The 17,170-nt window shown below is 68.2% G+C and carries 20 protein-coding genes; 3 read left to right on the top strand and 17 right to left on the bottom strand.

All coding sequences use genetic code 11. The features are described from left to right. Window positions 1-7: 7 nt before the first annotated feature. The 5 genes from AC1KAT_RS04690 to AC1KAT_RS04710 form a co-directional block, all read right to left on the bottom strand. Window positions 8-124: a cytochrome oxidase small assembly protein gene (locus AC1KAT_RS04690; RefSeq protein WP_480323283.1), complete on the bottom strand. Its 117-nt coding sequence runs from the start codon at window positions 122-124 to the stop codon at window positions 8-10. A gap of 19 nt (window positions 125-143) precedes the next feature. Next, window positions 144-1,781 carry a cytochrome c oxidase subunit I gene (gene ctaD / locus AC1KAT_RS04695; protein ID WP_480323285.1) on the bottom strand — a complete coding sequence of 546 codons (1,638 nt, stop codon included), beginning with the start codon at window positions 1,779-1,781 and terminating at the stop codon, window positions 144-146. A 36-nt stretch (window positions 1,782-1,817) separates the two neighbouring features. After that, entirely contained in the window at window positions 1,818-2,993 is a 1,176-nt protein-coding gene (gene coxB / locus AC1KAT_RS04700; protein ID WP_480324305.1) for a cytochrome c oxidase subunit II, read from the bottom strand. Between the two features lie 24 nt (window positions 2,994-3,017). After that, on the bottom strand, window positions 3,018-3,584 hold the full coding sequence (locus tag AC1KAT_RS04705; RefSeq protein WP_480323287.1) for a DUF2244 domain-containing protein: 567 nt from the start codon (window positions 3,582-3,584) through the stop codon (window positions 3,018-3,020). A 147-nt stretch (window positions 3,585-3,731) separates the two neighbouring features. Beyond that, a complete protein-coding gene (locus AC1KAT_RS04710) occupies window positions 3,732-4,643 on the bottom strand; it encodes a class I SAM-dependent methyltransferase (protein ID WP_480323289.1) in 912 nt (303 codons plus the stop codon). A 68-nt stretch (window positions 4,644-4,711) separates the two neighbouring features. Between AC1KAT_RS04710 and AC1KAT_RS04715 the strand changes: the two genes are divergently transcribed. Continuing rightward, entirely contained in the window at window positions 4,712-5,365 is a 654-nt protein-coding gene (locus AC1KAT_RS04715) for a ComF family protein (protein ID WP_480323291.1), read from the top strand. Between the two features lie 31 nt (window positions 5,366-5,396). After that, window positions 5,397-5,867, top strand: a complete 471-nt coding sequence (trmL, locus tag AC1KAT_RS04720) for a tRNA (uridine(34)/cytosine(34)/5-carboxymethylaminomethyluridine(34)-2'-O)-methyltransferase TrmL (protein ID WP_480323293.1) — start codon at window positions 5,397-5,399, stop codon at window positions 5,865-5,867. Between the two features lie 21 nt (window positions 5,868-5,888). Here trmL and AC1KAT_RS04725 read toward each other — a convergent pair whose 3' ends face one another. The 5 genes from AC1KAT_RS04725 to AC1KAT_RS04745 form a co-directional block, all read right to left on the bottom strand. Then, a complete protein-coding gene (locus AC1KAT_RS04725; protein WP_480323295.1) occupies window positions 5,889-6,851 on the bottom strand; it encodes a Bug family tripartite tricarboxylate transporter substrate binding protein in 963 nt (320 codons plus the stop codon). Between the two features lie 13 nt (window positions 6,852-6,864). Further along, window positions 6,865-7,851, bottom strand: coding sequence for an NAD(P)H-dependent glycerol-3-phosphate dehydrogenase (locus AC1KAT_RS04730; protein ID WP_480323297.1), 987 nt, complete (start codon window positions 7,849-7,851; stop codon window positions 6,865-6,867). A 22-nt stretch (window positions 7,852-7,873) separates the two neighbouring features. Beyond that, entirely contained in the window at window positions 7,874-8,350 is a 477-nt protein-coding gene (gene secB / locus AC1KAT_RS04735; RefSeq protein WP_480323299.1) for a protein-export chaperone SecB, read from the bottom strand. A 95-nt stretch (window positions 8,351-8,445) separates the two neighbouring features. Further along, a complete protein-coding gene (gene grxC, locus AC1KAT_RS04740; protein ID WP_480323301.1) occupies window positions 8,446-8,706 on the bottom strand; it encodes a glutaredoxin 3 in 261 nt (86 codons plus the stop codon). A gap of 47 nt (window positions 8,707-8,753) precedes the next feature. Next, window positions 8,754-9,164: a rhodanese-like domain-containing protein gene (locus AC1KAT_RS04745; protein WP_480323303.1), complete on the bottom strand. Its 411-nt coding sequence runs from the start codon at window positions 9,162-9,164 to the stop codon at window positions 8,754-8,756. 136 nt (window positions 9,165-9,300) lie between these two features. Here AC1KAT_RS04745 and gpmA point away from each other — a divergent pair, with 136 nt between their 5' ends. Beyond that, window positions 9,301-10,044, top strand: coding sequence for a 2,3-diphosphoglycerate-dependent phosphoglycerate mutase (gene gpmA, locus AC1KAT_RS04750; RefSeq protein WP_480323305.1), 744 nt, complete (start codon window positions 9,301-9,303; stop codon window positions 10,042-10,044). A gap of 40 nt (window positions 10,045-10,084) precedes the next feature. Here the strand turns inward: gpmA and AC1KAT_RS04755 are convergent, their stop codons facing one another. The 7 genes from AC1KAT_RS04755 to AC1KAT_RS04785 form a co-directional block, all read right to left on the bottom strand. After that, entirely contained in the window at window positions 10,085-12,436 is a 2,352-nt protein-coding gene (locus AC1KAT_RS04755; protein ID WP_480323307.1) for a sensor domain-containing diguanylate cyclase, read from the bottom strand. A gap of 214 nt (window positions 12,437-12,650) precedes the next feature. Further along, window positions 12,651-13,388 (bottom strand): lysophospholipid acyltransferase family protein, encoded by a 738-nt coding sequence (locus AC1KAT_RS04760; protein ID WP_480323309.1) that lies wholly within the window; start codon window positions 13,386-13,388, stop codon window positions 12,651-12,653. Between the two features lie 2 nt (window positions 13,389-13,390). Continuing rightward, window positions 13,391-14,686: a dihydroorotase gene (locus tag AC1KAT_RS04765; RefSeq protein ID WP_480323311.1), complete on the bottom strand. Its 1,296-nt coding sequence runs from the start codon at window positions 14,684-14,686 to the stop codon at window positions 13,391-13,393. Window positions 14,687-14,700: 14 nt separating this feature from the next. Beyond that, complete coding sequence (locus AC1KAT_RS04770) at window positions 14,701-15,663, bottom strand: aspartate carbamoyltransferase catalytic subunit (RefSeq protein ID WP_480323313.1); 963 nt, start codon at window positions 15,661-15,663, stop codon at window positions 14,701-14,703. 3 nt (window positions 15,664-15,666) lie between these two features. Beyond that, on the bottom strand, window positions 15,667-16,167 hold the full coding sequence (gene pyrR, locus AC1KAT_RS04775; protein WP_480323315.1) for a bifunctional pyr operon transcriptional regulator/uracil phosphoribosyltransferase PyrR: 501 nt from the start codon (window positions 16,165-16,167) through the stop codon (window positions 15,667-15,669). Continuing rightward, a complete protein-coding gene (gene ruvX / locus AC1KAT_RS04780; RefSeq protein ID WP_480323317.1) occupies window positions 16,164-16,565 on the bottom strand; it encodes a Holliday junction resolvase RuvX in 402 nt (133 codons plus the stop codon). The genes pyrR and ruvX overlap by 4 nt, the downstream gene beginning before the upstream one ends. Window positions 16,566-16,576: 11 nt before the next feature. Continuing rightward, window positions 16,577-17,164, bottom strand: coding sequence for a YqgE/AlgH family protein (locus tag AC1KAT_RS04785; RefSeq protein WP_480323319.1), 588 nt, complete (start codon window positions 17,162-17,164; stop codon window positions 16,577-16,579). Window positions 17,165-17,170 lie beyond the last annotated feature (6 nt).

Here is a 17,170-nt window from a genome sequence, read left to right on the forward strand (position 1 = left end):
CCGTCGGTCAGTGACCGAAATACACCATGCGGGCCAGGAAGCCGAGGAAGAACACCAGCGCCACCGACGCCAGGATCAGCCCCAGGCGGCGGTTGTTCTTCTTCTGCTCAGGCGTGAGGGCCATGGTCGTGGTGCCGGGGCAATCAGGCGATGATCTTCGTGGCCTGGGCGTTCAGCTTCGGCGGGTTCTCGAAGGTGTGGAACGGTGCCGGCGACGGCACTTCCCATTCCAGGCCTTCGGCGGCTTCCCAGGGCTTCTGCGGGGCTGGTGCACCCTTGCCGCGCATGCAGGGCAGCACGACGAACAGGAAGAAGTACACCTGCATCAGGCCGAAGCCGAAGGCGCCGATGGTGGCCACGAGGTTGAAGTCGGCGAACTGCATCGGGTAGTCGGCGTAGCGACGGGGCATGCCGGCCAGTCCCAGGAAGTGCATCGGGAAGAAGGTGACGTTGAAGGTGATCAACGAGCCCCAGAAGTGGAACTTGCCGCGCGGCTCGGAATACATCACGCCCGTCCACTTGGGCAGCCAGTAATAGACGCCCGCGAACATGGCGTACAGCGAGCCGGCCACCAGCACGTAGTGGAAGTGGGCCACGACGTAGTAGGTGTCTTGCAGCTGGATATCGACCGGGGCCATCGACAGGATCAGGCCGGTGAAGCCGCCCATCGTGAACACGAAGATGAAGCCCACCGCGAACAGCATCGGCGTCTCGAAAGTCATCGAGCCCTTCCACATCGTCGCGATCCAGTTGAAGACCTTCACGCCGGTGGGCACCGAGATCAGCATGGTCGCGTACATGAAGAACAGCTGGCCGGTCACGGGCATGCCGGTCGCGTACATGTGGTGGGCCCACACGATGAACGACAGGATGGCGATCGAGGCGGTCGCGTAGACCATCGAGGTGTAGCCGAACAGGCGCTTGCGCGAGAAGGCCGGCACGATGTGGCTCACGATGCCGAAGGCCGGCAAGATCATGATGTACACCTCGGGGTGCCCGAAGAACCAGAAGATGTGCTGGTACATGATCGGGTCGCCACCGCCGGCGGGGTTGAAGAAGGCGGTGCCGAAGTGGCGGTCGGTCAGCGTCATCGTGATCGCACCAGCCAGCACGGGCATCACGGCGATCAGCAGGTAGGCGGTGATCAGCCAGGTCCAGCAGAACATCGGCATCTTCATCAGCGTCATGCCGGGCGCGCGCATGTTGAGGATGGTGACGATGATGTTGATCGAACCCATGATCGAGGAGGCGCCGAGGATGTGCATCGCGAAGATGCCTGCGTCCATCGACGGGCCCATCTGCAGCGTCAGCGGCGCGTAGAGCGTCCAGCCGGCGGCGGGGGCACCACCGGGCATGAAGAACGAGGCCACGAGCATGATGGCCGCGGGGATCATCAGCCAGAAGCTGAAGTTGTTCATCCGCGCGAAGGCCATGTCGCTGGCGCCGATCTGCAGCGGGATCATCCAGTTCGCGAAGCCGACGAAGGCCGGCATGATCGCGCCGAACACCATGATCAGGCCGTGCATCGTGGTCAGCTGGTTGAACAGCTGCGGGTTCACGATCTGCAGGCCGGGCTGGAACAGCTCGGCGCGGATCAGCAGCGCGAGCACGCCGCCGACCATCAGCATCGTGAACGAGAACAGCAGGTACAGCGTGCCGATGTCCTTGTGGTTGGTCGCGTACACCCAGCGGCGCCAGCCGTGCGGGTGGTCGTGGTGACCGTCGTGGGCGTCGTGCGCGTGGCCGTCAGCGTGGCCGTGGGAGTCGAGTACTGCACTCATGGGATCTCTTCCTTGAACTCTGTTCGGTCGCTGGGCTTAGCGCGCGGCCTTGATGTCGGCCGGCTGCACCACTTGCTCGGTCTTGTTCGACCAGCTGTTCTTGGTGTAGGTGATGACCGCGGCGATCTCCGTGTCGCTCAGTTGCTTCCAGGCGGGCATCGCGCCCTTGCCGTTGAGCAGCATGGCAATCTGCGGGGCCTTGTCCTTGTCCTGCACGATGGGCGAACCGTCGAGCGCCTTGATCGGGCCGGCGCCCTTGCCGTTGGCCTGGTGACAGGCGGCGCAGTTGGCGGCGTAGACCTTCTCGCCACGGGCAGACAGCTCGGCGAGGTTCCAGACCTTGCTGGGGTCGTCGGCCTTGGCGGCAGCTTCCTTCAGCTTGGCCTCGGACCACTTGGTGTAGTCCTCGGCGGACACGACCTTCACGTGGATGGGCATGTAGGCGTGCTCCTTGCCGCACAGCTCGGCGCACTGGCCGTAGAAGTCGCCGGTCTTCTCGGCCTTGAACCAGGTGTCGCGCACGAAGCCGGGGATCGCGTCTTGCTTGACGCCGAAGGCCGGAACCATCCACGCGTGGATCACGTCGTTGGCGGTGGTCACGATGCGGACCTTCTTGCCGACGGGCACGACCAGCGGGTTGTCCACGCGCAGCAGGTAGTCGTCGCCGACGGGCTTGCCGGCGTCGGAGGCTTCACGCTGGCTCACGTCGAGGGTCGAGAGGAAGCCGATGCCGGCGCCTTCGCCCTTCAGGTAGTCGTAGCCCCACTTCCACTGGTAGCCGGTGGCCTTGATGGTGAGGTCGGCCGCGCTCGTGTCCTTCATCTTCACGACCGCGCTGGTGGCGGGCAGCGCCATCAGGATGACGATGATGAAGGGCACGATGGTCCAGATGATCTCGACCGTGGTGCTCTCGTGGAAGTTGGCGGCCTTGGCGCCACGCGACTTGCGGTGCTTGATGATCGAATAGAACATCACACCGAACACGCCGATGAAGATGATCGAGCAGATGATCAGCATGAAGTTGTGCAGCCACTGCACCTCCACCGCGATCTGGGTCACCGGGGGGTGCAGGTCAATCTGGTTGACGGCCGGGCCGCCCGGCAGGTCTTTGACCGCCAGGGCGCTGGTGCTGGCCAGCGCAGCGAGCGCCGCCACGCTGATGCGGCAGGCCGTCTGACACGCCTGTTGCCCCAATGATTTGATCGTCTTCATCATGGTCGTTTCAGTTATCCAAATTCACATCGCCGCGACGGGCATCGCGCCGCGGTGCCAGCGGCGCAGGGCCCATCGCAGTTCGTCGGCCAGTTGGCGGCGCTGCTCGGGCCTGACGAAGCGCCCGACGGAAATCCGCCGTCCCTGACCCGACAGCTCGATCAACGAGTTGTCGCCGTGTTCGGGCTCCACCCGGACCCACGCCGGCAAGAACTCGACACGCACCACCTGCGACCCGTTGGCGTGAACCACCGTCAACCGGTCGCTTCTCAAAGCAATGCTCTCGCGGTCGCCCGCGTGCCTTGCGTACATCCAGAGGGCAGCACCAACCGCCAGCACCTCGACCCAGGCGAAGGGCATCACCCAGGGCGCGCCGTTCAACCAGAAGACCGACGCGATGCCCAGGGACACCGCACACAACGAGAGGTAGAACCCCAGCAGTTGCCGCGGCGCCAGCGAGCAGTTGCGCTTCAGGTCCCAGTCGATGGCGCCTTGGAAATCGCTGCGTTCACGTCCCAGGTGGAACGTGGCGCGATCTGCAGCCGGTGCGAGACCAGGCTGCCAAGGGGCCGACGGTGTGGATGCGGACATGCTGCAACGGCTTCGGGTGCCTCGGGACCACGGTCATCGCCGCGCGTTCGGTGCCGCGAAAGCCCCCACGCGAACATGCCGCGCGCAGACCCCGCTTTTTTCCCAAGTCCGCGAGTTTAACGCAGCGCAACCCCACAAAGGGCTGTCTCATGTGCGCGATGACCGCGTGCGCACGAGTTGACGCATGTCATCGAGCGAGACCGAGGACTCGGGCAGCAGCGGCACGCGCGGCGCGGCCTTGAAGGCATGGCCGTAGGCCACCTCCACATGCATCGCGATGCGGCCCTGCCGATCGGCCAGGCCGCCCAGGGCGTCAAGCAGTTGCCGATGCCAGCGCGGCGTGCGCAAACCGGCGAAACGCCGCGGCGCGGCGTTGCCACCCAGGCTGCGCAGTTCGGCCAGCAGGGCCTCGGGCGAGGCCCAGGTGAGGGTCAGCAGCTCCTGGTCCATCACCGGGTCGGCGAAGCCGGCGTGCACGAGCATGTCGCCGAGGTCGTGCATGTCCACCTGCTCGGCCATGGCCGGGGCCCAACCGAGTTGCGCATACAGGTCGCGCAGCTGGCGCAGGCTGCCAGGCCCGAGGCAGGAAAACATCACGAAACCATCGACCGCGAGCGCGCGGTGCCACTGGGCGATGAGTGCCGCCGGGTCGGTGGCGGCGTGCAGAACCATGTTCGACCACACGAGCTGCGCCGCGCCGGGCACGAGCTGCTGCGGCTCGACAAGCCTGGCCGCCGCCCGGCGCCACGGCGACCACCACGGCGCCTTGGCCGCCTCTTCGCTGCGTTGCCCGAGGGCCGCCGTGGGCTCGACCACCAGGCGCTGTGCTTGGGGATAGGCTTTCGCGAGCAACTCGCCGCCTGCGCCGGTGAAGCCCCACCAGTCGAGCACGGTTTGCGGTTGCAGCTTGATGATCGCCAGCCGTTCGGCCATGCGCCGTGCCACTTCGCCATGCAGCCAGGGCGGCTGCTCGGCACGCGCGAGGCGATCGAGCGCACGGGCCACGGCGGCCGCGTCGATGGGGCGTGCGGCCGAGGGGGTGGCGGGCGTGTCGCTCATGGGCCGGGCAGTATATTGAGCCGGTGCTTTTTTCGCGCCTGCTCTCTCGCTTGCCCAGCCAATGCGCCTTGTGTCGGCAGTGGGATGCGGGCCGCCTGTGCCACGCCTGCATCACCCGCTTCGCCGCGCCCGTGCCGCGCTGCGCGGTGTGCGCGATTCGCGTGCCGGCGAGCGTGTCGGTGTGCGGCGAGTGCCTGCGCAGCCCGCCGCCTTTCGATGCCGCATTCGCCGCGTTCGACTACGCGCACCCATGGGATGGGCTCATCCCCGCGCTGAAGTTCAACGACGCGCTCGACCTCGCACCCGCGTTTGCGGCGCAACTGCAGGCCGCCTTGCGTGGGGCCCCGCGGCCGGACCTGCTGGTGCCGGTGCCGCTCAGTGCCGAGCGACTGGCGCGGCGCGGCTACAACCAGTCGTGGGAACTCGCCCGCCGCGTGGCCCGTGCGATGGATCCGCGCGCCGACGCCACGCTGCTGCTGCGCGTGAAAGACTCGCCGCACCAGCTGAGCCAGGCGCTGGACCAACGCGCCGCCAATGTGCGCAGCGCCTTCGCGGTCGAGCCGCTGCGGCGCGCCGAAGTGACCGGCCGCGCCATCGCCGTGCTCGACGACGTGATGACCACCGGCGCCACCTGCGCCGAGATCGCCCGCGTGCTCAAGCAGGCCGGTGCGTCGCGGGTCGAGGTCTGGGTGCTTGCACGCACGCCGCGCCATCGGCCCTGACGGTGCACGGCGCACGCCACAATCGCGCCCCATGTTTCGCATCGTGCTCGTCCAACCCGAGATCCCGCCCAACACGGGCAACGTGATCCGGCTCGCCGCCAACACCGGCTGCGAGCTGCATTTGATCGAGCCGCTGGGCTTTTCGATGGACGACCGGCTGCTGCGCCGGGCCGGGCTCGACTACCACGAGTACGCCGAGGTGCGCCGGCACGCGGACTGGTCCGCCTTCTTGCAAACCGCCCAACCCGACCCGGCCCGCCTGTTCGCCTTCACCACACGCGGCAGCCGCCCCTTCGGCGAGGTGGTGTGGCAAGCCGGCGACTGGCTGGTGTTCGGATCAGAGACCGCCGGCCTCGCCCCCGCGTTGCGCGAGGGTTTTCCGCTCGACCAGCGCGTGCGCCTGCCGATGCGCCCGGGCCAGCGCAGCCTGAACCTCAGCAACGCGGTCGCGGTGTCGGTGTTCGAGGCGTGGCGGCAAAACGGCTACGGCGGCGGGGCTTGAGCCACTGAGCGCCGGGTCGATTCACTCGGGCTCGATGCCCGCCGCACGAATCACCTGCGCCCAACGCGTGCGCTCCGAGCGCATCAGGTTCGCCAGGCCTTGCGGCGCGGTGCCCGCCGCGCTGAAGTGATGCGCGAGCATCTTGCTGCGCATCTCGTCGCTCTTGATCAGGCGAACCAGTTCACGCGACATGCGCTCGACGATGGGCGCCGGCGTGCCGGCCGGGGCCAGCACGGCCTGCCAAGAGATGGCCTCGAAGCCCGCCTGGCCCTGCTCGGCCAAGGTGGGCAACTCGGGCAATGACGCAAAGCGCCCGAGCGTCGTCACCCCCAAAGCCTTGAGCCGCCCGGCGCGCACCGGGCCCATCGCAATGCCCGGCACCATGAAGCCGGCCTGCACCTCGCCAGTCATCAAGGCCTGCACGACCTGCGGAAAGCCGCCGTAGGGCACGTGCACGAGGTCGAGTTGGGTGCGGCGCTTCAGCCATTCCATCGCCAGATGGGCGGCACTGCCGAGGCCCACGCTGCCGTAGTTCCACTTGCCACGGTTTGCACGCGCGAGGCGCACGAAGTCGGCGAGCGAACTTGCGCCCAGCTTCGGGTCCACCACCAGCAAATTGGGTGAGGTGGCGACCAGCGTCACCGGCACCAGGTCGCGCTGCGGGTCGTAGCCCAGCGACTTGATCAGCAAAGGCGCGGTGACCAGCGGCCCCTGGATCGTGAAGAGCCAGGTGTGGCCATCGGGCGCGGCATGCGCCACGGTGGCCGTGCCGATGTTTCCGCCCGCGCCGGGCTTGTTCTCGACCACCACCGGCTGCCCGAGCACCCGCGCCAGCGGCTCGCTCAAGAGTCGGGCGATCAGGTCGGGTGAACTGCCGGCCGGAAACGGCACCACCCAGCGCAGCGGCCGGCTCGGCCAGGCCTGCGCCCAGCCCGGGCCCGCCACGCTGGCAGCGGCACCGGTCAGCAGCAGGCGCCGGCGCATCGTCGACGACGGCTCAAAATTCGCTGCGGGCATCGCGCGTCATCAGCGCCTGGATCGCCGCCTGCGGCGCAAGGCGGCCTTCGAGCACACGCACCACCGATTCGGTGATGGGCATCTCAAGCCCCAGCGCCTGCGCACGTTGCAGCACGGTCGCCGCGCACTTCACGCCCTCGGCCACATGGCCCAGCTCGGCGAGGATCTGCGCGAGCGGCTGGCCTTGCGCCAGACGCAAGCCCACGCGCCGGTTGCGCGAGAGGTCGCCGGTGGCCGTGAGCACCAGGTCGCCCAGGCCGCTCAGCCCCATGAAGGTTTCGGCCCGCGCGCCGAGCGCCACGCCCAGGCGCGTCATCTCGGCCAGGCCCCGCGTGACGAGCGCGGCACGGGCGTTGAGCCCGAGTTGCAAGCCATCGGCGATGCCGGTGGCGATCGCCATCACGTTCTTCACCGCGCCACCGACCTCGACACCCACCGGGTCGCCCGAGGCATAGATGCGCAGGTTGCCGCCATGCAGCACATCGACGGCCAGTTGCGCCAGCGCGGCGTCTTCACTCGCCGCCACCAGCGCGGCGGGTTGCCCGCGCGCGACCTCGGCCGCGAAGCTCGGCCCCGACAGCACGCCCACGCGTGCATCGCCAGGGCGCGCCAGGCGCGCGATCTCGTGGCCCAGCAGGCCGGTGCCTTCTTGAAAGCCCTTGCACAGCCACAGCAGGCCGTTCAGGCCCGCGGGCAGGCGCCGCAGCATGCCTTCGAGGCCGGCCATCGGCGTGGCGATGATCACCAGCCCCTCGCGGGCGTGGGCGACGGCTCGATCGAAGTCGGCGGTGATGGCCAGCGCCGGCGGCAGCGCAATGCCATCGAGGTATTGCGCGTTCTCGTGCGTGGCCTGCATGCGGGCAGCCTGGGCCGCGTCGCGCGCCCACAGCAGCGTGGCATGCCGGGGCGCGGTGGCCGCCGCGATGGCGGTGCCCCAGGCGCCCGCGCCCAGCACGGACACGTTCATCGCAGAGGCCGCGATGCCCAACTCAGTTCAGCGTCGGGGCTGCAGCCGGCTGGCCATTGGCGGCGGCCTGTTGCTGCTGTTGCTGTTCGAACATGGCCTGGAAGTTCACTTCGCCCAGGATCACCGGCGGGAAGCCGGCGCGCGTGCACACGTCCGAGACGATGGCGCGCAGGTACGGGAAGATCATCTGCGGGCAGGCGATGCCGATGATGGGTTGCAGCTGGTCGTCGGGGAAGTTGCGGATCTCGAAGATGCCGGCTTGCTTGGCCTCGACCAGGAACAGCGTCTTGCCCGACACGGTGGTCGTGACGGTGGCGGTGACGCTCACTTCATACATGCCGTCGGACACCGGATCGGCGGCCAGCGCGAGGTTGATGTCCACCTGGGGCGACGCTTGCTCCAGAAGAATCTGCGGGGAGTTCGGTTGCTCCAGCGACAGATCCTTCAGGTACATGCGCTGGATCTGGAACACGGGAGCGTTGTTGTCTTCGTCGGCCATGGTGCTTGTCTCGCTATGAAAGGAAGCGGCCCACGCCAGAGTGGCGCAGGCCGCGGGGGATTATGTCGGAGGGTGATGACGGTTCGAATGCGGGTTCACGCCGACTGCAGCAGGGGCACCAGGCCCCCGCGCTGGTCGAGGTCGATCAGGTCGTCGCACCCGCCCACGTGCGTCTCGCCGATGAAGATCTGCGGCACCGTGCGGCGACCGGTGATGTCCATCATGGTCTGGCGCTGCGCGGGGTCGAGGTCGATGCGGACCTCGTCGATGTGATCGACACCGCGTGCCTTCAGCAGCATCTTGGCGCGGATGCAAAAAGGGCAAACCTGCGTCGTGTACATCTTCACCGCTTGCATGTCGTGCAACTCTCCATCAACTCAGGGGCGTGAAACCAGGGGGCAGCTCAGGCCGATTTCTCGACCGGCAGGTTGGCCTCGCGCCAAGCCTTCAGGCCACCGGCCAGCGGGTAGGCCTTCTCGTAGCCGAGCTTGCGCAGGATAGCGATCGCCCGCCCCGCGCGTGCCCCGGTCGGGCACACCACCACCAGCGGCAAGGCCTTGTTCTTGGGCAGCGCGGTCGAGGTTTCGAGCGCGTTCAATGCGATGTTCTTCGCGTTGACCACATGGCCGGCCGCGAACTCGTCGGGCTCGCTCACGTCGATGACCACGCCCTTCTCGCGGTTGATGAGGTTGACCGCGTCGGTGCAGTTCACCGACCCACCGGCGGTGCGGCCCCGCAGGGTGGGCCACAGCAACAGCCCCCCGGATACAAGGGCCACGAGGATGAGGTACCAGTTGTCGGCGATGAATTTCACAGGGGGTCCGGGGCTTGGCGAAAAGCGCGAATTATAGAATTCGCCCTTTCGCCGCCCGCCGCCACGAGGTGGGCCCGGGCGCCAGCGCGCCCTTTCTGTCCGCGCGTTCCTTTCGCGCATTCACACGCCCGCCGCCATGTACAAACTCGTGCTCATTCGCCACGGCGAATCGACCTGGAACCTGGAAAACCGCTTCACCGGCTGGACCGACGTGGAGCTGACGCCCACCGGCGTCGAACAAGCCAAGAACGCCGGCCGCCTGCTCAAGGCCGAGGGCTACGACTTCGACGTGGCCTACACCTCGGTGCTCAAGCGCGCCATCTGGACGCTGTGGCACACGCTGGACCAGATGGACCGCACCTGGCTACCGGTGGTGCACAGCTGGCGCCTGAACGAGCGCCACTACGGCGCGCTGCAAGGCCTCAACAAGGCCGACATGGCCAAGCAGTACGGCGACGAGCAGGTGCTGATCTGGCGCCGCAGCTACGACACGCCGCCGCCCGCGCTCGAAGCCAACGACCCGCGCGGCCAGCGCCAGGACGTGCGCTACGCGAAGCTCAAGCCCGAAGACGTGCCGCTGACCGAGTGCCTGAAAGACACGGTCGCCCGCGTGCTGCCCTTCTGGAACGACAGCATCGCCCCGGCCATCAAGGCCGGGCGCCGCATCGTGATCGCGGCCCACGGCAACAGCATCCGCGCGCTGGTGAAGTACCTCGACAACATCGGCGATGCCGACATCGTCGGCGTCAACATCCCGAACGGCATCCCGCTCGTCTATGAGCTGGACGCGAACCTGAAGCCGATCAAGAGCTACTACCTCGGCGACGCCGAAGCCGCCGCCAAGGCCGCTGCGGCCGTGGCGAGCCAGGGCAAGGCTTGATCAGGCCCCACACGAGGGCCGGCGCAGCGCCGCGCGGCCCTCACCAGCGCGACAGCGCGTAGCGGTTGCGCCCGCCGCGCTTGGCTTCGTAGAGCGCGGCGTCGGCCTTGGCGATGACGTCGCCGACCTCAGCCTCGTGGCCTTCGTAGTAGGCCACGCCGATGCTTGACGTGATGTGCAGCATCAGTTGATCGAGCATGAAGGGAATGCGCATCACCTCGCCGATCTTGTTGGCGATCATCACGGCCTCTTCGCTCGACTTCAGTTCTTCGAGCACGACGACGAACTCGTCGCCTGCGAGCCGCGCCACGGCATCGGTGCCACGCACGCAGCCCTGAAGCCGCCGGGCGAATTCTTTCAGCACCCCGTCGCCCACGGCGTGGCCGTAGGTGTCGTTGATGTGCTTGAAGTGGTCCACGTCGAGGTACATCAGCGCCATCGGCCGCTCGTTGCGGCGGCTGCGCGCCACCGCATCGGCCAGGCGCTCGTCGAGCGCGCGCCGGTTGGGCAGCCCGGTGAGCGCGTCGATGCGCGCCAGCGCGGTGAGTTGCTGCTCGACGGTCTTGAGCGCCGTCACGTCGGTGCTGAGGGCATAGACACCGGCCACGCTGCCATCGGGCCGGCGGTCGGGCAGGTACTCGTAGTTGAGGTGTCGCGTGTGGCCTTCGCGCTCGACCACCACGGTGAAGCCGACGCGCTCGCCCGCCAGCGCGCGGTGCAGGTACTCGCGGCGCGTGTCGTAGAACTCGCTGCCCCCGGCCTTGCGCATGGTCTTGCCCACGCACTTGAGCGGGTCGAGCCCGAGCCAGGTGCGGTAGGTCTCGTTGGCGAACTGCATGCGCTCCTGGTCGTCGATGTACGAGATCAGCACCGGCAGGTTGTCGGCGATGGTGCGCAGGCGGCGTTCGCCCTCGGCGCGGCTGGCCTCGGCCTGCCGCTGTGCCGTGAGGTCGAAGGACATCGTGTAGAAGCCGCGCACCGCACCGTGTTCGTCGAAGTCGGGCACGAAGTGGCCTTCGTAGTGCAGTTCGCGGCCACCGCGCGTGATGTGGCCTTCCATGCGCGCCTTGTGGCCGGCCAGCGCGGCGCGGATGGCCGGCTCTTGCTGCGCGTAGCTGTCCTCGCCCACCGCTTCGCGCAGGGTCTGCGCGTTGTCGAGCCGGTTGAGCACGCTGCCTTGCAGGCGCAGCGCGGTCTTGTTGGCGAAGCGGCAGCGCTGGTCGCGGTCGAAGTAGCCGATCAGCGCCGGCACGTGGTCGGTGATGTCGCGCACGCGGCGTTCGCTGTCGCGCAGCGCCGAGTTGATGTCCTGCGTCTGGTGCACGAGCGCGTTGTAGGCCTCGGCCACTTCGCGCAGTTCGCGTGCGCCGCGTTCGGCGTCCACGGTAACGGTCTCGCCGCGCCTGCGTGCATCGACCATGGCCTGGCGCAGGTCGTCGAGCGGCGCCAGCAGGCGGCGGGTGAGCAGCCAGATGCCCAGCGAGCCCAGCAACATCAGCAAGGCCGCCATGGCGGCGATCTTGCGCAGGGTGCCACCCAGTTCAGCGAAGGCTTCGGCTGTGGGGTAGGCGGTGCTGACGACCCACGGCACGCTGCGCAAGCTGCGGTAGCTGAACAGCGCCTCCAAGCCCACCGAGTTGACACCCTCGACCGTGCCTTCGAAGCCTTTGAGCGCGCGGTTCACATGCGGGTTGACGCTCGGCGGCGGCACGGCGCTCATGATGCGGTCGCGGTGCGCGTGCATCACGATGACCGGCTCGGGGCCCTTGGCCACCACCGCCACGTAGCCGGTCTGGCCGATGCGCACGTTCGACAACGCGCTCAGAAAATTGGGCCGCGTAAGGTAGACGATGCCCCCCATGGCGCCGGTGATCTCGCCCTTGCGGTTGCGCAGCGGCGACGCGAAGACGATGTTGGGCTCGCTGGTGGACTTGCCCGCCACGGGCGCCGAGACCACGGCCCGGCCGGTGGCCATCAACTCTTTGAAGTAGGCGCGGTCGGCCACCGTGCGACCGACCCGACCAGGGAACAGCGGTGTGTCGAACACGATGGTGCCGGCCCGGTCGGTCGTGAAGATCACGTCGAACAGCCCTTGCACCACGGGGCGCGACGCGAAGTACGCGTCGAGGGCCTCGGTGCTGTCCATCTCCAGCGGGCCCAGCACGCCGGCGGTGAGCGCCACAGCCGCGCGGCGCTCGTCCATGCGGCGGTCGAGGTCGCTGGCGATGCTCTCGACCAGCGCGGTCTGCGCGTCGATGGCGGTGCGGCGCATGTCTTCGCGCACCGTCCACAGGCCGATCAGGGTACCGACCACGCCCACGCTGGCAATGGCCAGACTGGCCCACAAGGTCACGCGGGCCGTCAGGCTGAGTTGGCGGTAGCGCCAACGCATCAGCACCTCGCGGTCGGGCGGGCGGCGGCTTGGCCGCCCCGGTCGAATGAAAGCCGCTGCACGTCCGGTCCTCTCGCTCTGTGCACCACGCACGGTCGGCGGGCGTCGTGCACACCGGTCGAGCAATGTATCGAGGAATACCGCGATGCGGGTATGGGAATCTCAGCAACCCGTCACGGAGCGTTGGCGGATGTGCCGCTCGAGTCACCCGCCGTCAGGGCGCGAGACCCAGGCGGCCGGCGATCGCCGCACGGGCGACCTCGCTGGCGCTGCGCCGGTCGTGGGTGGACGCATCGATGGCGTCGAGCAGGGCCACATCGACGCGCAGGCCTTCGGCCCACACAATGCGCCACAGCGACTGCACGAGCGTCATGTCGTCGATGTAGGCGGCGGCCGAACTGACGGCCTCGTGCGCGTCTGAAAACCGCAGCACCACCGGCTGGATCGACGCGCCGGTGACCACCGCCGCCTGCAGCAGGTTGGCGTGGAAGGGCAGCAGGCCCGTGCCATCGCTGGTGGTGCCTTCGGGAAACATCGCGATCACGTCGCCGCTGCGCAGCGCCTCGGCCACCTGGTGCACCACGCGCATCGCATCGCGCTTGCGCTCACGTTCGATGAAGAGCGTGCCGCCGCAGGCCACCAGCCATCCGATCACCGGCCAATGCCGCACGTCGGACTTGCTGACGAAGCGTGCGGTGTGCACCGCGTTGATGGCAAGGATGTCGAGCCACGACACGTGGTTCGACACCAGCAGCACCGGCCCGGGCTGCGGCGTGCCGCTGGCCTGCACGGTGATGCCCAGCACCTGCAGCATGCGGGTGTTCCAGCGGCCCACGTGCGCCATGCGCCGGGGTGTGTCGATGAAGGGGAAGGCGAACGCGCACAGCCAGATGCCAAGCAGCACGTGCCCCAGGGCCCGTGCGATGCGCCACAGCGCGCGCGCCGTTCGCAAGCTCAGCGCGCCTCGTAGGCGACCTGGCCGGCCACCAGGGTGCAGACCACGCGGCCGGGCAGTTCGTAGCCGTCGAAGGGCGAGTGCTTGCCCTGGCTCTTGAGCGCGCGCGGCTCGACGGTCCAGCGGGCCTTCGCATCGAACACGCACACGTCGGCCAGCCCGCCTTCGACCAGGCGCCCGGTGCTCGACGCCAGCGAGCCCAGGGCGTCGCCCAGCACGCGCACCGGCTCGTGGGTGATGGTGGCGAGCGCACGCTGCATGCCCACCCCACCCTCTTCGCCCCACTTGAGCGCCAGGCTCAGCAGCAGCTCAAGCCCGGTGGCGCCAGGTTCGGCCTCGGCGAAGGGCAGGTTCTTCATGTCTTCATCGACCGGCGTGTGGTCGCTGACCAGCGCGTCGATGGTGCCGTCGGCTAGGCCGGCGCGGATGGCGTCGCGGTCGCGCTGCTGGCGCAGCGGCGGTGTCAGGCGCATCGCGGCGTTGAAGTAGCCGATGTCGAGGTCGGTGAGGTGCAAGTGGTTGATGCTCACGTCGCAGGTCACGGGCAGGCCCTCGGCCTTGGCCTGCTTGACGAGGGCGATGCCCGCGGCGCTGCTCAGGCGGCACAGGTGCACACGCGCGCCGGTCACCCGCATCAACTCGAACAGCGTGTGCAACGCCACCGTCTCGGCGATCACCGGCACGCCGCTCAGGCCCAGGCGCGTGGCCAGCGGGCCGCTCGCCGCCACGCCCTTGCCGAGGTAAGCGTCTTGCGGGCGCAGCCACACCGTGTAGCCGAAGGTCGAGGCGTACTGCAGCGCCCGCTGCATCACCAGCGTGTCGGCGATCGCCACGTCGGCCTGCGAGAAGCCCACGCAGCCGGCCTCGGTCAGTTCGGCCATCTCGGTGAGCACCTCGCCCGCGAGGCCGCGCGTCAGCGTGCCCAGCGGGTAGAGCCGCGCCTGGTTGAGGTTGCGCGCACGGAACTTCAGCATCTCGACCAGGCCCGGCTCGTCGAGCGGCGGGTCGGTGTCGGGCGGGCACACGAGGCTGGTCACGCCCCCGGCCACGGCGGCGGCCATTTCGCTTTCGAGCATGCCTTCGTGCTCGTGGCCCGGCTCGCGCAGGCGCACGGCCAGGTCCACGAGGCCGGGGGCCACGACGAGGCCCGAGGCGTCGATGGTGCGGTTGGGCTGGAAGTCGGGGCTGACACGCCCCAGCGAAACGATGCGGCCGGCCGCGATGGCCACGTCGCCGGTTTCGTCGCGCCCGGTGGCCGGGTCGATCAGGCGGCCGTTCTTGATGAGAATCTTCATTTGTTCTGGGTCCCTCAAGCCGTGTTGCCGGCAATCGTGGACATCACCGCCATGCGAACCGCGATGCCGAAGGTGACCTGCGGCAGGATCACGCTCTGCCCGCCGTCGGCCACCGCCGAGTCGATCTCGACGCCGCGGTTGATGGGGCCGGGGTGCATCACGATGGCGTCGGGCTTGGCGCGCGCAAGCTTCTCTTGCGTGAGGCCGTAGTTCTTGAAGAACTCGCCGGCACTGGGCAGCATCGCGCCGCTCATGCGCTCGTTCTGCAGGCGCAGCATGATGATCACGTCGGCCCCGGCGATGCCCTCGGCCATGTCGTGGCACACGCGCACGCCCATCTCTTTCAGGTCGCCGGGCACCAGGGTCTTCGGGCCCACGGCACGGATCTCGGGCACGCCGAGGATGCTCAGCGCATGGATGTCCGAGCGCGCCACGCGCGAGTGCACGATGTCACCCACCACCGCCACCGTGAGGTTGGTGAAGTCTTTCTTGAAGTGCCGGATCGTGTACATGTCCAGCAAGCCCTGCGTCGGGTGCGCGTGGCGGCCATCGCCGGCGTTGACCACGTGCACGTGCGGCGCGCAGTGCTGGGCGATCAGGTAGGGCGCGCCGCTCTCGCTGTGGCGCACGACGAACATGTCGGCGTGCATCGCGCTCAAGTTGGCGATGGTGTCGAGCAGGCTCTCGCCCTTCGAGGCCGACGAACGCGCGATGTCGAGGTTGATCACGTCGGCGCTCAGGCGCTTGGCCGCGATCTCGAAGGTGGTGCGCGTGCGCGTGCTGTTCTCGAAGAAGAGGTTAAACACGCTCTTGCCGCGCAGCAGCGGCACCTTCTTCACCTCGCGGTCGTTCACGCTCAGAAAGGTGCCGGCCGTGTCCAGGATGTGGTGGATCACGTCACGCGGCAGCCCCTCGATGGACAGCAGGTGGATCAGCTCACCGTTCTTGTTGAGCTGCGGGTTGCGTCGGGCCAGCATGGCTTAGTCGTCTTTCTTGATGTCGAAGCTGAAGCGGCCCTGCTCGTCGCGGGCCAGGCGCAGGAACTGCTCTTTGTTCAGCACGATGCGCGCGGCCGAGTACGCCGGCTGGATGGGCAACTCGCGGCCGCCGCGATCGACCAGCACCGCCAGCGTCACGCTCGCCGGCCGGCCATAGTCGAACAGTTCGTTGATGACCGCTCGCGTGGTGCGCCCGGTGTAGAGCACGTCGTCGATCAGCACGATGGGCCGGCCCTCGATCTCGAAGGGCAGCTTGGTCGGGTCGGCGGTGGACAGGCCACGCGAGCCGAAGTCGTCGCGGTGCAAGGCGCTGCTGATGACCCCGGCCTCGCCGTCGAGCTTCAGGTCGCGCTGCAGGCGTTCGGCCAGCCAGGCGCCGCCCGACCAGATGCCGACCAGCGCGGTGTTCGGTTGCAGCAGCGAGCGCACGCCAGACAGCAAATCCGCATACAGCGCCTCGGCGTCGAGTTGCAACACGCTCATGACAAGCCCCTCATGTACTGCTCCAGGATGATCGCGGCCGAGGCCGCATCGACGTCTTGCGCGCCGGCCGCGTGGGCTTCGGTGGTGGTGTAGCGCTCGTCCACCTCGTGCACCGGCAGACGAAAGCGCCCGTGCAGTTGGCGTGCAAAGCGCTGCGCGCGGGCGGTATTGTCGTGCGGGGTCCCATCGGGGTGAACGGGCACCCCCACGACCAGCGCATCGGGCTGCCATTCCTTGATGAGCGCACCCAGCGCCGTGAAGCGAGCATCGCCTTCGGCTGCGACCGTGCGCAAGGGCGTGGCGCTGCGCGTCACGGTGTTGCCCGAGGCGACGCCCACACGCTTGGTCCCGTAGTCGAACGCGAGATAGGAAAGGGGTTTCGAAGCGGGCGTGGACATCGCACCGCCGTTCACGCGTGCCCTGCCTCTTGGCTCAGCATGCGGGGGTCGATGCCCAGCAGCGCAAGCGCCTTGTCGTAGCGCTGTTCGATCGGGGTGTCGAAGATCACCGCCGGCTCGGCATCGACGTTGAGCCAGCCGTTGCGGCCCATCTCGTCTTCGAGCTGGCCGGCGCCCCAGCCGCTGTAGCCCAGCGTCACGAGGATCTTCTTCGGGCCCGCACCGCTCGACAGGGCTTCGAGCACGTCTTTGCTGGTGGTCATCTCCAGCCCGCCGGGGATTTGCAACGACGAGTTGTAGTGAACGCCCTCTTCGCCTTCGGCGCCGATCCGCTCGTGCAAGACGAAGCCGCGTTCGGTCTGCACCGGCCCGCCGAAGAAGACCGGCTGGTTCGCCAGGTCTTCGCGATCGAGCGTGAGTTCGACCTTCTCGAACAGGTTTCTGAGCTTGATGTCGATGGGCTTGTTGATCACCAGGCCCAGCGCACCTTTTTCGGTGTGCTCGCACAGGTAGACCACGGCGCCGGCGAAGGTCTCGTCCGCCATGCCGGGCATCGCGATCAAGAACTGGTTCGTGAGGTTGATGGGCTCGGCGGGCATGCGCCG

The organism is Piscinibacter sp. PDB5-1, from assembly GCF_056676035.1.

Bases quoted from the DNA above. Each gene is read 5' to 3' on its own strand.
- AC1KAT_RS04690 (WP_480323283.1), bottom strand. From the start codon at position 124: ATGGCCCTCACGCCTGAGCAGAAGAAGAACAACCGCCGCCTGGGGCTG.
- ctaD (WP_480323285.1), bottom strand. From the start codon at position 1,781: ATGAGTGCAGTACTCGACTCCCACGGCCACGCTGACGGCCACGCGCAC.
- coxB (WP_480324305.1), bottom strand. From the start codon at position 2,993: ATGAAGACGATCAAATCATTGGGGCAACAGGCGTGTCAGACGGCCTGC.
- AC1KAT_RS04705 (WP_480323287.1), bottom strand. From the start codon at position 3,584: ATGTCCGCATCCACACCGTCGGCCCCTTGGCAGCCTGGTCTCGCACCG.
- AC1KAT_RS04710 (WP_480323289.1), bottom strand. From the start codon at position 4,643: ATGAGCGACACGCCCGCCACCCCCTCGGCCGCACGCCCCATCGACGCG.
- trmL (WP_480323293.1), top strand. From the start codon at position 5,397: ATGTTTCGCATCGTGCTCGTCCAACCCGAGATCCCGCCCAACACGGGC.
- AC1KAT_RS04725 (WP_480323295.1), bottom strand. From the start codon at position 6,851: ATGCGCCGGCGCCTGCTGCTGACCGGTGCCGCTGCCAGCGTGGCGGGC.
- AC1KAT_RS04730 (WP_480323297.1), bottom strand. From the start codon at position 7,851: ATGAACGTGTCCGTGCTGGGCGCGGGCGCCTGGGGCACCGCCATCGCG.
- secB (WP_480323299.1), bottom strand. From the start codon at position 8,350: ATGGCCGACGAAGACAACAACGCTCCCGTGTTCCAGATCCAGCGCATG.
- grxC (WP_480323301.1), bottom strand. From the start codon at position 8,706: ATGCAAGCGGTGAAGATGTACACGACGCAGGTTTGCCCTTTTTGCATC.
- gpmA (WP_480323305.1), top strand. From the start codon at position 9,301: ATGTACAAACTCGTGCTCATTCGCCACGGCGAATCGACCTGGAACCTG.
- AC1KAT_RS04755 (WP_480323307.1), bottom strand. From the start codon at position 12,436: ATGCGTTGGCGCTACCGCCAACTCAGCCTGACGGCCCGCGTGACCTTG.
- AC1KAT_RS04765 (WP_480323311.1), bottom strand. From the start codon at position 14,686: ATGAAGATTCTCATCAAGAACGGCCGCCTGATCGACCCGGCCACCGGG.
- AC1KAT_RS04770 (WP_480323313.1), bottom strand. From the start codon at position 15,663: ATGCTGGCCCGACGCAACCCGCAGCTCAACAAGAACGGTGAGCTGATC.
- pyrR (WP_480323315.1), bottom strand. From the start codon at position 16,167: ATGAGCGTGTTGCAACTCGACGCCGAGGCGCTGTATGCGGATTTGCTG.
- ruvX (WP_480323317.1), bottom strand. From the start codon at position 16,565: ATGTCCACGCCCGCTTCGAAACCCCTTTCCTATCTCGCGTTCGACTAC.
- AC1KAT_RS04785 (WP_480323319.1), bottom strand. From the start codon at position 17,164: ATGCCCGCCGAGCCCATCAACCTCACGAACCAGTTCTTGATCGCGATG.